The following is a 13,162-nucleotide window of genomic DNA, read 5'->3' as shown; positions in this document are numbered from 1 at the left end:
GTCGCCCGTGCGGGGTCACCCGCGAGGCGCGAAGGCCCGCAGCGCCATCTCGACCAGCTGGTCGGTGAACTCGTGGGTGAGCGGTCCCGAGCGCGTGAGCCAGCGCTGCTGGAACGGCCCGAGCAGCATCTCGACGGCGAGGCCGAGATCGAGGCCGGGGTCGATCTGGCCGGCTTCCTGCCCGGCGCGCAGCCGTCTGGCGTAGACCTCCAGGCCGGGTTCCTGGAGCCGGGCCAGGAACTGTTCGGCGAGCGCGGCGTCGGCGGCGGAGGCGACGGCCAGTGCGCGGTAGGGCGCCTCGAACGCGGCGTCGGAGAACTCGTCGGCGGTGGCACGCAGCACGGTCTTGAGGTCGGCCTCGATGTCGCCGGTGTCGGGCAGGCCGCCCTGGTAGTCGTCGTCGTGGACGACTTCGGTGAACGCGTCGAGCAGTACGGCCGCCTTGGAGGGCCACCAGCGGTAGATCGTCTGCTTGCCGACACCCGCCCTGGCGGCGATGGCCTCGATGGTCAGCTTCGGGTACCCGACGTCTCCGACGAGTTCCATGCTGGCGCGCAGAATCGCCTTGCGGGAGCGTTCGCTGCGCCGGGAGACGTCGGGGGTCTTGGCGGTCGTGGGTGACATGGCTCGAATCTAGCAGCGACCAGAGACGAGACGAACCGTCTTGACAAGACGATACGTCTCGCCGCATCCTCGGAGAGCGACAAGGCGAGACGATACGTCTCGACCACTGTCGCGGGACGGACGAACCCGTGGAACGACGAGAGGAGACCTTCATGAGCAAGGGACGCGGCGGAAAGATGCTGGGCGTCGGCGGGACCCGCTCCCACCTGTCCCGCACGCAGCTGCGCGGCACCGGCGGGCACGGCGGCCACGGCCCCGGCGGCACCGCCGATCCGCTCACCCAGAAGCGCGAACTGCTCCGCGCACTGCGCGAGTCGCGCGACTGAGACGCGACGCCCGCGTGCGAGCCCGCGCAACGGAACCGCCGCCGTGCGCTGTTGGCCGGCCGCCCGCGCAAAAGGGCTCCTTGGGGGGAATCATGGGCACACCGCATCGTGTGCACCACCTCCTGAGGAGCCTGAGATGTACGCAACCCGTCGCTATCTGATGTGCCCTCCGGTCCACTTCCGCGTCACGTACTCCATCAACCCCTGGATGGACCCCGCCAAGCCCGTGGACCTGCCCCTCGCGCTCGCCCAGTGGGAGGCGCTGCGCGACCGCTACCGCGCGCTCGGACACACCGTCGAACTCCTCGACCCGGTGCCAGGGCTGCCCGACATGGTGTACGCCGCCAACGGCGCCACCGTCATCGAAGGCCGCGTGCTGGGCGCACGGTTCGCCCACCCCGAGCGCGCCGCCGAAGCGCGGGCCCACCGCGCCTGGTACCGCGCGCACGGGTTCGGCGACGTCACCGAACCCGCCCACATCAACGAGGGCGAGGGCGACTTCGCCGTCACCGCCTCCTGGCTGCTGGCCGGCCGCGGCTTCCGCAGCAGCCCGCTCTCCCACGGGGAGGCGCAGGAGTTCTTCGGGCGGCCCGTCATCGGCCTCGACCTGGTCGACCCCCGCTACTACCACCTCGACACGGCGCTGTGCGTCCTCGACCCGGACACCGAGGACGTGCTCTACCACCCGGCCGCGTTCTCCCCCGGCAGCCGGGCCGTGCTCGCGCGGCTGTTCCCCGACGCGCTGCTCGCCGACGAGTCCGACGCGCTCGCGCTCGGCCTCAACGCCGTCAGCGACGGCCACCACGTCTTCCTGCCCGAAGCGGCCACAGGACTCTTCGCACCGCTGCGCGCCCGCGGCTACGAGCCCGTGCCGGTCGCGCTCACCGAACTGCTCAAGGGCGGCGGCAGCGTCAAGTGCGTGACGGCCGAACTGCGGCCGTGAAGAGCCGGACCGCGGCCGTGAACAGCGGACGGTGCCGGTGCCGGAGGGGCGCGGGGTGCCGGTGCCGTTACCCAGGGGCACGTCGGCTCGTCTCCCTGACGAAAGGGGGCGGCGCCCCGGGTGGCCGGAGGGCACCGCGCCGTGGCGAACGAGCGAGGAGGAACGATGGCACGTCTCGACATGGGAAGCGCGGCTGGCGAGCCCTACAAGGCGCTCGGGCGGGCTCAGGTCGCGCTCGACACCGGGCCGCTGGACGCGACGGTGCGCGAACTCGCCAAGATCCGCGCCTCCCAGCTCAACGGCTGCGTCTTCTGCGTGGACCTGCACACCCGCCAGGCGCGCAGGTCCGGCGAGAGTCAGGACCGGCTCGACCAACTGCCGGTGTGGGAGGAGTCGGAGCTGTTCACCGCGCGGGAGCGGGCCGCCCTCGCCTACACCGAGGCGGTCACCCGGCAGGTGCGCGTGGCCGACGCGCTGTGGCAGGAGGTGTGCGAGCGGTTCCCCGACGAGGCGGAGCGCGGTCACCTCGTGGCACAGGTCGCCCTGATCAACGCCTTCAACCGGCTGGGCGTCCCCCTGGAGCTGAGGCCGGCGCGGACGCCGGGCGGCTCGCAGGGAGCCTGAGCAGGCGCCCTGCGCCCGGGCCTGGCGGGGGCGGGGTACGGCCGGTGCGGGGCGGGCCGGAGCGGGCCGAGGGGCCGGCCCGTTGGCGAGCCGGCCCCTCCGTGGCGTGGCGTGTCACAGCAGCCGCCCGCGGCCCCACGTCATGACGAAGACGACGACGGCGGCGGTGACGGCGAGCATGATGCCGGCTCCGAGCCACTGCATCGTGTGCATCTGGGAGACGGGCAGGTAGTCGATGGCCCGGCCGACGACGTGCTTGGACTCCAGGCACGCGGTGTGCGCCTTGGTGTGCTCCTGCTGAGCGAGGCAGGTCATCCAGTCCAGCTTCTCTCCCGAGCTGGTGAGGAAGGACGCGCCCTGCCCCTGCTGCACCGCCTGGTCGGGCAGGGCCGGAAGCCCGCCACCTGCGCCGTCGTGGGTGGTGGCCGTCATGACGTTCCCCAAATCCAGGCGGAACCTGTCCCACACGACGCTCATCGCCCCGACGACGCCGAGCGTGACCACCATCGACACCAGCGTGCGGCGCAGCACCATGCCGACCGCCACGCCCACCGAGAACGTGAGCAGCGCGTAGGCGACGGGCAGGGGCCCCGTGCCGTCGAAGAACACGCTGCTGGTCCATTCCAGGGTGTCGGCACGCCCCCTGAGCGGGCTCCACCACCAGTTGAACACCGCGCCGAGAACACCGGTGCACAGCGCGATCAGCCCGGCGGTCATGGCGAGCTTCGTGGTGAGCCACCGCAGCCGGCTGACGGACTGCGAGGTCACCAGCTTGACGGTGCCGGACTCCAGGTCACCGGCGATCAGCGGGGCGCCGAGGAAGACACCGAGCAGGACGGGGACGTAGCCCAGGAAACCCCCGAAGGTGAAGAGGCGGTCGGCGTACTTCTCGAAGTCGGGCGGCAGGCCGTCCGACGTCCTCCCGGACGCGTCCAGGGCGTTCAGCTGGTCCATCATCTGCCCGCGCAGCCAGACCATGGCGACCACGCCGAGGAGGGTGAGGCCGATGAGGGTCCAGTAGGCGGCGCGGTGCTGGCGCCACACGAGCCAGGCCGTGCCGCCGAGCCCGGGTCCCCACCGCCGGGCGGCGCCTCCGTCGCGTGGCGGCCCCGCGGGTACAGAGGGGGTCAGGTCGAGGGTGGGAGTCGTCATGCTGTCACCGTCTCGGGCTGGTCGCGGGTGAGGATGTCGTGGATGTCGCCTGGCTGGGCGCTGGGGGCGATCAGCGCCGGCACGTCGGGCGACCGCAGATAGCCGAGGAGGAGCTCCTCCAGGGTGGGAGGCGCGGCCCGCTCGCCGTACTCGAGGGGACCGCCGAGGCGCACCAGGACGCCAGGCCGGCCCTCGTCGCCGCGGGCCCCGAGGGCGCCGCGGGACTCGATGACCCGGTGCGGTGCGAGGTGGGGCGAAGGGCCGGCGTCCGGGGCGGCGAGCAGGGCGTGCGCGGCGCGCAGTTCGTCCACCTCGCCCGCGAGCCGCAGTCCGCCGTTCGCGACGACGAGGAGGTAGTCGCAGATGTACTGGAGCTCGGCGAGCATGTGCGAGGACACCAGCACGGTCGTGCCGTGCTGCGCGGCCTCCGCCGTCAGCGTCTGAGTGAGTTCACGGCGCACCAGCGGGTCCAGATCGGACATCGGCTCGTCGAGGATGAGCAGGTCGGGGCGTTTCCCGAAGGCCAGCGCGAAGGCGACGCGGGTGCGCTGCCCACCGGACAGGGTCCCGATCCTCGCCGTCAGCGGCACCTGGCCCGCGCTGACGATCCCTTCCGCGACACCCTGGTCCCAGCGGGGGTTGAGCTCGCGGCCGAGCCGCAGGGTCTCGGCCACGGTGAAGCGCCGGAACAGCGGTTTCTCCTGGGACAGGAACGCGGTGCGCCGGACCGCCTCATCCGACCCCGGTGCCTGGCCGAACACCCGCAGGCCGCCGGTCGTCGGCCGGATCATGTGGGTGGCCAGGCTCATCAGGGTGGACTTGCCCGCCCCGTTGGGGCCGACGAGACCGCACACCCGCCCGGCGGGCAGCCGGAAGGAGACATCCCGCAACGCCCAGCCACGCCGGTACTTCTTGCCGAGTCCGTGGGCCTCGATCGCCGGCCTGCCGAGGGGGTGCGCGTACCCCGCTCCGGCTGGGAAGTGCGTGGCTGAGTGGTTCACGTGTGGCTCCTGTGCGTACGTACGTGCGGGTGGGGGAGGCCGGGGTCGCCTGAGGTCCGTGCGGCCGCCGTCGAGGCCGGGAGCCCGGCGGCGGGACGCGACGTACGGCGTACCGCCGGACCGGGGTGGACCGTGACCATGACATGCTCCTCGGGTGAGGGAAGGCGAACGCCGCCCGGTGAGCACCACTCTTCTCCGTCGCGTGCCGCGGCGGATCGGGCGAAAGACAGATCTTGCGCGACCGGCTCCGACTTTCGGCCGGTCGGCGGGGAGCACGGTGGAAAAGATGGCGGAGGCGGCGGACGAAGCGGCCACGGCCGCGCCCATGGCCGCACCTGGGCAGGGGCGGGCGCGGGTACTGCCCGTTCCGGTAGGGGCGCTGCTGATCGTGGGCCTGGCCGGCCTCGTGGCGCTGGACCGGGCGGCCGGTTTCTACTGGATCGCGGAGCACGGCCCCGCCAAGCTGGCCGGCGCGCTCCTGGCGGTCGGCCTCGTCGCGGCCTCGCCCCGGCTCGGCAGCCGGGCCCTGCCGGCGGCCGCCTGCGCCCTCGCTCTCGTGTCGCTGTGTCTGTCGGTGTGGCTGCACCTGGAGATGCCGGCCGGATCGCAGGCGATGGGGTTCGCCGAACCCGCGGCACTGGCGTGGCTCCTCCTGATCGTCGCCCGCCGCGGGCAGCCGTCGTGGGCGACCGCCGCCGTCCCCGCGCTGTGGTTGGCGATCGTGCTGCGGCCCGTGTCGGTCGCGTTCCGGCAGTCCACCCTCATCATGGCGCTGCTCTTCGCGCTGGCAGCGGTCACGGTGCTGGGCATCGGCCTCGGGATGCGGCTGCTCCTGGCGGACCGGCGGCGGCAGGCGGCGGCCCTCAGGCTGGAGCAGCGGACGGAGTTCGCCAGGGACCTGCACGACTTCGTCGCCCACCACGTGACCGGCATCGTCGTCCAGGCGCAGGGGGCCCAGGTGGTGGCGGACCGGCGGCCCGAACTCCTGCCGCCCGCGCTGCACCGCATCGAGCAGGCCGGAACGGAGGCGCTGACCTCCATGCGGCGCATGGTCGGCATGCTGCGCGACGCCGACTCGGACGTGGCGCTGACGCCGCTGGCGGGTATCGACGAGGTGCGCACGCTCGTCGAGGAGTTCTCGACGATCGGCGGCGCCCGGGCCCGGCTGGAGTCGGAAGGGTCCTTCGACGACCTGCCGGTGGAGGTGACCACCACCGCCCACCGGGTCGTGATGGAAGCCCTCACCAACGTGCGCAAACACGCCCACGGCTGCACCGAGGTGCGGGTGCGCGTGGCACGCTCGGCGGACCGGGTCACCGTACGGGTCAGCGACGACGGAAGGGCGCACCCGGTGTCCGACAGCGGCTTCGGGCTGCGGGGCCTGGCCGAGCGGGTGGGCCTGATCGGCGGAACCGTCCAGGCGGGCCCGGTGACCACAGGCGGCTGGGGCGTCGAGGCCGCGCTCCCGGTGTCCCCGGTGCCCGCGGCGACCCCGGCGTCCCCGGCGCGGGGAGCGGCCTCGTGACGATCCGGGTGCTGATCGCCGACGACCAGGCCATGGTCCGTGCCGGGTTCGCGATGGTCCTGGCGGCGGAGGACGACATCGACGTCGTCGCGGAGGCCGAGGACGGAGTGCACGCCGTGGAACTCGCCGAGCGCCACCGGCCCGACGTGGCGCTGATGGACATCCGTATGCCCCGCATGGACGGGCTGGAGGCGCTGCGCAGACTGACGCGGCCCGGCACCGTGAACCCACCGAAGGTCGTCGTGGTCACGACGTTCGACGACGACGCGTACGTGCAACGCGCCCTGAGCGAGGGCGCGTCCGGCTTCCTGCTCAAGGACTCGGGGCCCGCTCTTCTGGTCGAGGCCGTCAGAGCGGCGGCCTCGGGCGAGGCCCTGGTGAGCCCGGCCATCACGGTCCGGCTGCTGGAGCGCCTCAACAGCGCGGGCCCCTCCCCGCGCGAGCCGCACACGGCGCTCTCCCCGCGGGAGGAGGCCCTGGTGCGGCTCGTGGCCAGGGGGCTCACCAACGCCGAGATCGCCACCGAACTGACCATCTCGGTGGGCACGGTGAAGACGCACCTGACCAACGTGCAGACCAAACTGAACGCCCGCAACCGCGTGGAGATCGCCGCCTGGGCCTGGGAATCAGGACTGGTGGACGGGCGCGGGTGACCGGCGGAGAAGCCGTTGCCGAGGACGCGACGCCGTCGCTACGGTCGCACCGCCGCGTACGACACGTGCTCACCGAGCGCCCGGCCCTGCGCGCCTGGGCCACGGCCGAGGCCACCGCGGTCCTCGACGGCACCGGGTTCACCAGGTGTCGCCCCAGTCGGTCTTGCGGGCGGCCCGGTAGGTGTCGGCACCGTCGCGCTTGGTGACGGTGCGGCGGGTGAGGCCGCCCTCGGGCGCGCACAGGTCCAGGAGCACCTGGCCCTTGCGGAGCAACGGCCTGCGCACCACGCGCGCCGGTCCACCGGCGCCCACGGCCTCGCCGAGGCCGTCCCGGACGGCTGCCACGTAGCTGTACTTCTCGTCCTCGTATCCGAGTTCGCCGCCCTTCACCCGCCGGTGGAGGGAGGAGCGGGCGACCCGTACGGCGAAGTGGCACCAGTCCTGTCCGACCACAATCGGACAGGTGGCGTCGTGCGGGCAGGGCGCCAGGACGCGCAGGCCCGCCGCCAGCAGCGCGTCGCGGGCCTCGCGGACGCGCAGGTAGCCGTCCGGAGTGCCGGGCTCCACCAGGACCACCGCGCCCCGCGCCGCACGGGCCGCCGCGTCCACGACCGCCCGCCGGTCGTCGGCGTCCAGCTCACCCAGCACATACGAGGCCGTCACCAGGTCGGCAGGGCCCATGGCCGGCACGGAGCCGCGCAGCGACCCGGCCCGCCAGGCGGTCTCCCGTACGGCGTCGGCGGACGACGCCAGCTCGCGGCCGAGAGCGAGCGCGGGCTCCGCCCAGTCGAGGACCGTCGTCGCCCTCGGCGCCGTCCGTGAGGTCTCCCACACCTGCGCCGCGGCCCATACCGCCGCGCCGGTGCCGCCGCCGATGTCCAGGTGGGAGGCGGGGGCCCAGCCCGGGGCCCGGGCGGCGAGGGCGTCCAGCGCGGCGGAGGCGGCGGCGAAGGTGGCGGGCATGCGGTAGGCGGCGTAGGCCACCGCGTCCGCGCGCTCGCGCAGTACGGGCGCGCCGGTGGGCGTCTCGCCGCGGTAGTGGCCGATCAGCCGCTCCACGGCGGCCGACGCCTGCCGCGCGGGCAGCCCGTCCACGAGGGCGGCGAGCGCGCCGCGCAGTTCTTGCTCCATCACTACGCCAGTGTAGGAAGTCGCGGCGTGTCGCCCGCCGCCTCGCTCCGGCTGCCCGCCCCTCGCGGCGGGGGCCCGGCAGCCCCGGCACCTCGCTCCGGGAAGCCGGGCAGCACCGGCGCCCCGCCCCGGCCGTACGCGCTCAGCGCACCGCCCGGGCCAGCCTGGTGGCCGCCGCCGCGCGGGGGCGGCTGTCGGCGGGCCTGCGCACCGGGTGCACCGTGTTGGCCAGCAGCACCAGGAAGGTGTCGGTCACGGGGTCGAGTACGAGGCTGGTGCCGGTGAAGCCGGTGTGCCCGGCCGCCCGGGAGGCGGCCTGCTCGGTCGCGGGCACGGCCCCGCCGGTCCCGGGCGCGGCCTCGTTCTCGGACGGGGGGCAGGACGCGGACGCCGGACCGGGTGCGGATGCCGGGCCGGGTGCGGATGCCGGGCCGGGTCCCGGTCCCGGTCCCGGTCCGGGGGGCCGTGTCGCGAGTTCGCCCATGAACCAGGCGGCGCCGGTCTGGAAGCCGAGGCCCGGCGGGTCGAGCAGGGCCGAAACCGAGGAGGGGGCCAGAATGCGGGCCGGGCCGTAGGCGCCGCCGGTCAGCAGCGTGCGGCACAGGACAGCCAGGTCGTGGGCGGTGGAGAAGAGCCCCGCGTGCCCGGCCACGCCGCCCATGGCGTAGGCGTTCTCGTCGTGGACGCGTCCGTGCACCAGGCCCCGGTTGAGCTTGGCCCAGGGTTTGCGCTGGTCCTCCGTGGCGGCGATGCGGGGACGCCAGGAGTGGGGCGGGCGGAAGCGGGTCCTGGTCATGCCGAGCGGCTTGGTGATGCCGTCGCGTACCAGGGCGTCCAGGGTCCGGCCCGTGACCTGGCAGAGCACCCGTTCGAGCAGCAGCAGGTTGAGGTCGGAGTACAGGTGCCGGCCGCCGGGCTCGGTGAGGGGCTTCTCGGACCACAGCAGCGCGGCGTGCTCGGCGGTGTTGTGCTCGTAGAAGGGCAGCTCGGCCCGTAGCCCCGAGGTGTGGGTAAGCAGGTGGCGCACGGTGATGCCGTGGTCGGTGACGAGCCCGGCACGGGGGTCGGCGTACTCGATGACGAGCGCGTCCAGGTCGAGGGCGCCGCGCTCGACCTGCTGGAGGGCGGCGACGGCGGTGAACAGCTTGGTGAGGGAGGCCACGTCGAAGACGGTGCCGGGCCGCATCGGCAGCCACTTCTCCCGCGGCAGTTCGACGGGCCGCCCGGCCTCGGGGTCCCAGGCGGCGTAGCGCAGCGCCCATCCCGCCGCGTGCTCGACGGCGACGTACGGGCCGCGGCCGGCCAGCACGACGGCGCCCGCGCACCATCCGGTGGCGGGCAGCCGGTCGATGCCGCCGGTCAGGTCGGCCAGGTGTTCGGTGGCGAGCCCGGCCTTGCGCTGGAAGCGGCGCCGCTCGGCACCCTCCAGCGAGGCCGCGCTCTTCAGTCGCGTACGCGCCATGGGCGGCAGAGTCCCACGAAGGCGAGCGCGGCGAGTGCCACCGCGCTGAACTGGACGAGCGCCATGGGCACAGCCGTCTGCTCGCCCGCGACGCCCACCAGCGGCGAGGCGAGAGCGCCGACGAGGAACTGCGAGGTGCCCAGCAGCGCCGAGGCGGACCCGGCGGAGTGCGGGGTGCGCATCAGCGCCTGCGAGTTGGCGTTGGGCATGATCAGGCCCATGCCGGACATCAGCACGCACAGCCCCGTCGCCAGCGGGGCGAGAGAGACCTCACCGAACACGCCGGTCGTCATCACCAGCAGCGCCACCGTGGCGGCGCCCACCATGCACAGCCCGAAGGCCAGCACCCGGTCCAGGGAGACCCGGCCGACCAGCACCTTGCCGTTGAGCTGCCCGAAGGCGACGATGCCGATCGAGTTGACCATGAACAGCAGGCTGAAGGTCTGCGGCGACGCACCGTAGATCTCCTGCATGACGAACGGCGACGCCGACACGTAGGAGAACAGGGCGGCGAAGGCCAGGCTGCCGGTCAGCAGGTATCCGGCGAAGACCCGGTCGGCCAGCAGCGCGCGCATACTGCGCAGCGCGTCGGACAGCCCGCCCTTGTGCCGCTGCTCGGCCGGCAGCGTCTCGGGCAGCTTGCGCAGGACCACCAGAACGAGCAGCAGCCCGATGGCGGAGAGGATGACGAAGACGCCCCGCCAGTCGGTGAAGCGCAGCACCTGGCCGCCCAGGACGGGCGCCAGGATCGGCGCGACGCCGGAGATCAGCATGAGAGTGGAGAAGAACCGGGCCATCGCCAGCCCGTCGTACATGTCGCGGACCACGGCCCGCGCGATCACCACCCCGGCCGCACCGGCGAGCCCCTGGACGAGCCGGCAGACGGTGAGCGTCGCGGCGGTCGGCGCCAGCGCGCACGCGACGCCCGCGACGACGTAGGCGCTCATGCCGATCAGCAGCGGCCGGCGCCGCCCGAACCTGTCGCTCATCGGGCCGACGATGAGCTGGCCGACGGCGAGCCCGATCAGACAGGCCGTAAGGGTGAGCTGAGCGGTGGCGGCGGGCACGTGGAGCGCGGCGCCGACCTCCGGCAGCGCCGGGAGGTACATGTCGATGGACAGGGGCGGGAGCGCCGTCAGCCCGCCGAGGATGAGGGTGATCAGCAGCCCCGCGCGGCGGCGGCGCGTCAGACCGGGCGCGGAGGCCGCCGCAGCGGCGGCGGAGTCCTGCCCAGGGCGGGAGGGGGAAGCGGAGGGAGACGGGGACGGGTGGTGCGCGGGCTGCGAGGTCTCGGCGGGTATTGCGGCCGGTTGCTGGGGGCCGGGGCTGGTCATGCACCTCTCCAGGAGATTGTCACGGGCGCGAACATTCTCCCAGGCTTTCCGGCGACGGCCCATGTCTTTGTTCGCCGACCCCCTCCCCCACCTGGCCGGAAACGGGCCCCGTGACGAACCCCACACCGGGCGGCGGCGCGCAAGGGGCCGCGTACGCTGCGCCCATGACGCAGGAGCACCAGCAGCAGCACGACGGCCACGGCGCGCCCGCCCCGGCCCCCCGGCACAGCACCGCGGTGGTCACCGGCGCGGGCTCCGGCATCGGACGGGCCGTCGCACTGGAGCTGGCCGATGCCGGCTGGTCGGTGGCGCTGGCGGGCCGCAGGCACGCGGCGCTGGAGGAGACCGCCACGCTCGCCGGCGGCAACGCGACCACCCTGTGCGTGGCCACCGACGTCACGGAACCGGCGGCGGTCACCGCCCTCTTCGAGACGGTGCGCGACACCTGGGGGCGGCTCGACCTGCTCTTCAACAACGCGGGCACCTTCGGGCCCGGCGTCCCGCTGGAGGACCTCACCTACGAGCAGTGGCGCACCGTCGTCGACGTCAACCTGCACGGCGCCTTCCTGTGCGCACAGGGCGCCTTCCGGCTGATGAGGAGTCAGCGCCCCATGGGGGGCCGCATCATCAACAACGGCTCCCTGTCCGCGCACACCCCGCGGCCGGGTTCGATCGCCTACACCGCCACCAAACACGCCGTCACCGGCCTGACCAAGTCCCTTTCCCTGGACGGCCGTCCGTACGACATCGCCTGCGGCCAGATCGACATCGGCAACGCCGCCACCGAGATGACCGCCGCCATGACCCGGGGCGTGCCCCAGGCCGACGGCACCGTCGCCGCGGAACCCACCATGGACGCCGCCGACGTCGCACGCACCGTGCGCCACATGGCCTCCCTGCCCGGGGAAGCCAACGTCCAGTTCGCGACGGTGATGGCCACGAAGATGCCCTACATCGGGCGCGGCTGACCCCGGATCCGGCCGCCCGCACCCACGCCCCAGCCGGAGCCCTGAGGCCGAGATCACGCTCCCGCGGCCGTCCCGGCTGTGGCCTGAGCGGGCCACGGCGCAGCAGACTCGGCGCGCAGCGACCCGTGAAGGAGCCCCACCGTGACCGACCCCGCGCCCGCGTCCTCCCCCGCCTCTTCCTCCGCCCCGGCCCCCGCGCACTTCGCGAACTACCAGAACGAGATCTACCTGCACGGCCTCGAGGACCGTGTGCCGCCGTTCACCACCGACGGCACGGCCCTCGGCGCCTCGGCCCGCGCCCACCTCGACGCCGGCGCCTTCGGCTATCTCGCGGGATCCGCGGGCTCCGGCGCCACCCACCGCGCCAACCGGGAGGCGTTCGACCGCCACCGGCTCGTCCCGCGCATGCTCACCGACGCGACCCACCGCGACCTGCGCACCACCGTGCTGGGCACCCCGATGCCCGCGCCTGTGCTGCTCGCGCCGCTCGGGGTCCAGTCGATCGTCCACCCGGACGCCGAGCCGGCCACCGCGCGCGCCGCGGCCTCGCTCGGGCTGACCATGACGCTGTCCACCGCCTCCTCCCACACCCTCGAAGACGTCGCGGAGGCGACCTCCGAGGGCAGCGCGGACGCCGCGGGGGCGTCACGCTGGTTCCAGCTCTACTGGCCGAACGACGACGAGGTGTGCGCCAGCATCCTCGGGCGGGCGCGCCGTGCGGGGTACACCACGCTCGTCGTCACCCTCGACACCTGGACGCTGGCCTGGCGGCCACAGGACCTGGACCGGGCCTACCTGCCGTTCATCCGGGGCGTCGGCACGGCGATCCCCTTCTCCGACCCGGCCTTCCGCGCGGGGCTGGCCAAGCCTCCCGAGGAGGACCTGGCCGCGGCGGTGCTGCGCTGGGTGCCGATGTTCACCGGGACGGACAGGTCGTGGGACAGGCTGCCGTTCCTGCGGGAGCACTGGGACGGGCCGATCGTCCTCAAGGGCATCCAGCACCCGGACGACGCCCGCCGCGCCGCCGACGCGGGCATGGACGGCATCGTCGTCTCCAACCACGGGGGCCGGCAGGTCGACGGCGCGATGGCGTCGCTGGACGCGCTGCCCGGAGCCGTACGGGCACTCGAAGGCACGGGCGTGGAGGTGCTGTTCGACTCGGGGATCCGCACCGGCGCCGACGTCCTCAAGGCGCTCGCGCTCGGCGCCCGCGCCGTGCTGGTCGGACGGCCGTTCGCCTACGGTCTCGCGCACGGCGGCGAGGACGGCGTACGCCACGTGCTGCGCTCCCTGCTGGCCGACCTCGACCTCACGCTGGGCCTGACCGGTCACCGCACACCGGACGAGCTCACCCCCGGGGACCTGCACCTGCGCTGAAGAAGCTCCCCTGAGGGGACGCGGCCGCGGCCGTGCGGTGCC

The 13,162-nt window shown here is 73.9% G+C and carries 13 protein-coding genes; 7 read left to right on the top strand and 6 right to left on the bottom strand.

All coding sequences use genetic code 11. The annotated features are described in order from the left end of the window. Nucleotides 1-15: 15 nt before the first annotated feature. Nucleotides 16-624, bottom strand: a complete 609-nt coding sequence (locus DQ392_RS28445) for a TetR/AcrR family transcriptional regulator (RefSeq protein WP_114018516.1) — start codon at nucleotides 622-624, stop codon at nucleotides 16-18. 152 nt (nucleotides 625-776) lie between these two features. Between DQ392_RS28445 and DQ392_RS34630 the strand changes: the two genes are divergently transcribed. From DQ392_RS34630 to DQ392_RS28435, 3 genes are all read left to right on the top strand, one after another. Next, on the top strand, nucleotides 777-950 hold the full coding sequence (locus DQ392_RS34630) for a DUF6243 family protein (protein WP_181856608.1): 174 nt from the start codon (nucleotides 777-779) through the stop codon (nucleotides 948-950). 136 nt (nucleotides 951-1,086) lie between these two features. Then, entirely contained in the window at nucleotides 1,087-1,893 is an 807-nt protein-coding gene (gene ddaH, locus DQ392_RS28440) for a dimethylargininase (RefSeq protein WP_114018515.1), read from the top strand. 165 nt (nucleotides 1,894-2,058) lie between these two features. Further along, nucleotides 2,059-2,517: a carboxymuconolactone decarboxylase family protein gene (locus DQ392_RS28435; protein ID WP_114018514.1), complete on the top strand. Its 459-nt coding sequence runs from the start codon at nucleotides 2,059-2,061 to the stop codon at nucleotides 2,515-2,517. Between the two features lie 114 nt (nucleotides 2,518-2,631). Here the strand turns inward: DQ392_RS28435 and DQ392_RS28430 are convergent, their stop codons facing one another. After that, nucleotides 2,632-3,669 (bottom strand): ABC transporter permease, encoded by a 1,038-nt coding sequence (locus DQ392_RS28430; RefSeq protein WP_114018513.1) that lies wholly within the window; start codon nucleotides 3,667-3,669, stop codon nucleotides 2,632-2,634. Next, nucleotides 3,666-4,670, bottom strand: coding sequence for an ABC transporter ATP-binding protein (locus DQ392_RS28425; protein WP_114018512.1), 1,005 nt, complete (start codon nucleotides 4,668-4,670; stop codon nucleotides 3,666-3,668). The genes DQ392_RS28430 and DQ392_RS28425 overlap by 4 nt, the downstream gene beginning before the upstream one ends. Before the next feature lie 286 nt (nucleotides 4,671-4,956). On the opposite strand from DQ392_RS28425, the gene DQ392_RS28420 reads away from it, so the two are divergent. Together DQ392_RS28420 and DQ392_RS28415 are read left to right on the top strand one after the other, a co-directional pair. Further along, nucleotides 4,957-6,195: a sensor histidine kinase gene (locus DQ392_RS28420; RefSeq protein WP_114018511.1), complete on the top strand. Its 1,239-nt coding sequence runs from the start codon at nucleotides 4,957-4,959 to the stop codon at nucleotides 6,193-6,195. Continuing rightward, on the top strand, nucleotides 6,192-6,848 hold the full coding sequence (locus DQ392_RS28415) for a response regulator (RefSeq protein ID WP_114018510.1): 657 nt from the start codon (nucleotides 6,192-6,194) through the stop codon (nucleotides 6,846-6,848). The genes DQ392_RS28420 and DQ392_RS28415 overlap by 4 nt, the downstream gene beginning before the upstream one ends. Before the next feature lie 138 nt (nucleotides 6,849-6,986). Here the strand turns inward: DQ392_RS28415 and DQ392_RS28410 are convergent, their stop codons facing one another. From DQ392_RS28410 to DQ392_RS28400, 3 genes are all read right to left on the bottom strand, one after another. Next, the gene (locus DQ392_RS28410; protein WP_114018509.1) at nucleotides 6,987-7,979 is read right to left on the bottom strand and encodes a small ribosomal subunit Rsm22 family protein; all 993 of its coding nucleotides are present in this window, start codon (nucleotides 7,977-7,979) and stop codon (nucleotides 6,987-6,989) included. Nucleotides 7,980-8,121: 142 nt separating this feature from the next. Next, nucleotides 8,122-9,441, bottom strand: a complete 1,320-nt coding sequence (locus tag DQ392_RS28405) for a serine hydrolase domain-containing protein (protein WP_245982049.1) — start codon at nucleotides 9,439-9,441, stop codon at nucleotides 8,122-8,124. After that, nucleotides 9,423-10,775 (bottom strand): multidrug effflux MFS transporter, encoded by a 1,353-nt coding sequence (locus tag DQ392_RS28400; protein ID WP_114018508.1) that lies wholly within the window; start codon nucleotides 10,773-10,775, stop codon nucleotides 9,423-9,425. Before DQ392_RS28400 ends, DQ392_RS28405 begins: the two co-directional genes overlap by 19 nt. A 164-nt stretch (nucleotides 10,776-10,939) precedes the next feature. Between DQ392_RS28400 and DQ392_RS28395 the strand changes: the two genes are divergently transcribed. Both DQ392_RS28395 and DQ392_RS28390 read left to right on the top strand, forming a co-directional pair. Then, a complete protein-coding gene (locus tag DQ392_RS28395) occupies nucleotides 10,940-11,743 on the top strand; it encodes an SDR family oxidoreductase (protein WP_114018679.1) in 804 nt (267 codons plus the stop codon). 141 nt (nucleotides 11,744-11,884) lie between these two features. Beyond that, nucleotides 11,885-13,120 (top strand): alpha-hydroxy-acid oxidizing protein, encoded by a 1,236-nt coding sequence (locus DQ392_RS28390; RefSeq protein WP_114018507.1) that lies wholly within the window; start codon nucleotides 11,885-11,887, stop codon nucleotides 13,118-13,120. The last annotated feature ends 42 nt before the right edge of the window (nucleotides 13,121-13,162 follow it).

Origin of the sequence: Streptomyces reniochalinae (assembly GCF_003323735.1) — a bacterium.
Lineage (GTDB): Bacteria > Actinomycetota > Actinomycetes > Streptomycetales > Streptomycetaceae > Streptomyces > Streptomyces reniochalinae.
The sequence above is the reverse complement of the archived record's forward strand: the minus strand, read 5'-3'. Positions and strand labels throughout refer to the sequence as shown.

Bases quoted from the DNA above. Each gene is read 5' to 3' on its own strand.
- DQ392_RS28445 (WP_114018516.1), bottom strand. From the start codon at position 624: ATGTCACCCACGACCGCCAAGACCCCCGACGTCTCCCGGCGCAGCGAA.
- DQ392_RS34630 (WP_181856608.1), top strand. From the start codon at position 777: ATGAGCAAGGGACGCGGCGGAAAGATGCTGGGCGTCGGCGGGACCCGC.
- ddaH (WP_114018515.1), top strand. From the start codon at position 1,087: ATGTACGCAACCCGTCGCTATCTGATGTGCCCTCCGGTCCACTTCCGC.
- DQ392_RS28435 (WP_114018514.1), top strand. From the start codon at position 2,059: ATGGCACGTCTCGACATGGGAAGCGCGGCTGGCGAGCCCTACAAGGCG.
- DQ392_RS28430 (WP_114018513.1), bottom strand. From the start codon at position 3,669: ATGACGACTCCCACCCTCGACCTGACCCCCTCTGTACCCGCGGGGCCG.
- DQ392_RS28420 (WP_114018511.1), top strand. From the start codon at position 4,957: ATGGCGGAGGCGGCGGACGAAGCGGCCACGGCCGCGCCCATGGCCGCA.
- DQ392_RS28410 (WP_114018509.1), bottom strand. From the start codon at position 7,979: ATGGAGCAAGAACTGCGCGGCGCGCTCGCCGCCCTCGTGGACGGGCTG.
- DQ392_RS28405 (WP_245982049.1), bottom strand. From the start codon at position 9,441: ATGGCGCGTACGCGACTGAAGAGCGCGGCCTCGCTGGAGGGTGCCGAG.
- DQ392_RS28400 (WP_114018508.1), bottom strand. From the start codon at position 10,775: ATGACCAGCCCCGGCCCCCAGCAACCGGCCGCAATACCCGCCGAGACC.
- DQ392_RS28395 (WP_114018679.1), top strand. From the start codon at position 10,940: ATGACGCAGGAGCACCAGCAGCAGCACGACGGCCACGGCGCGCCCGCC.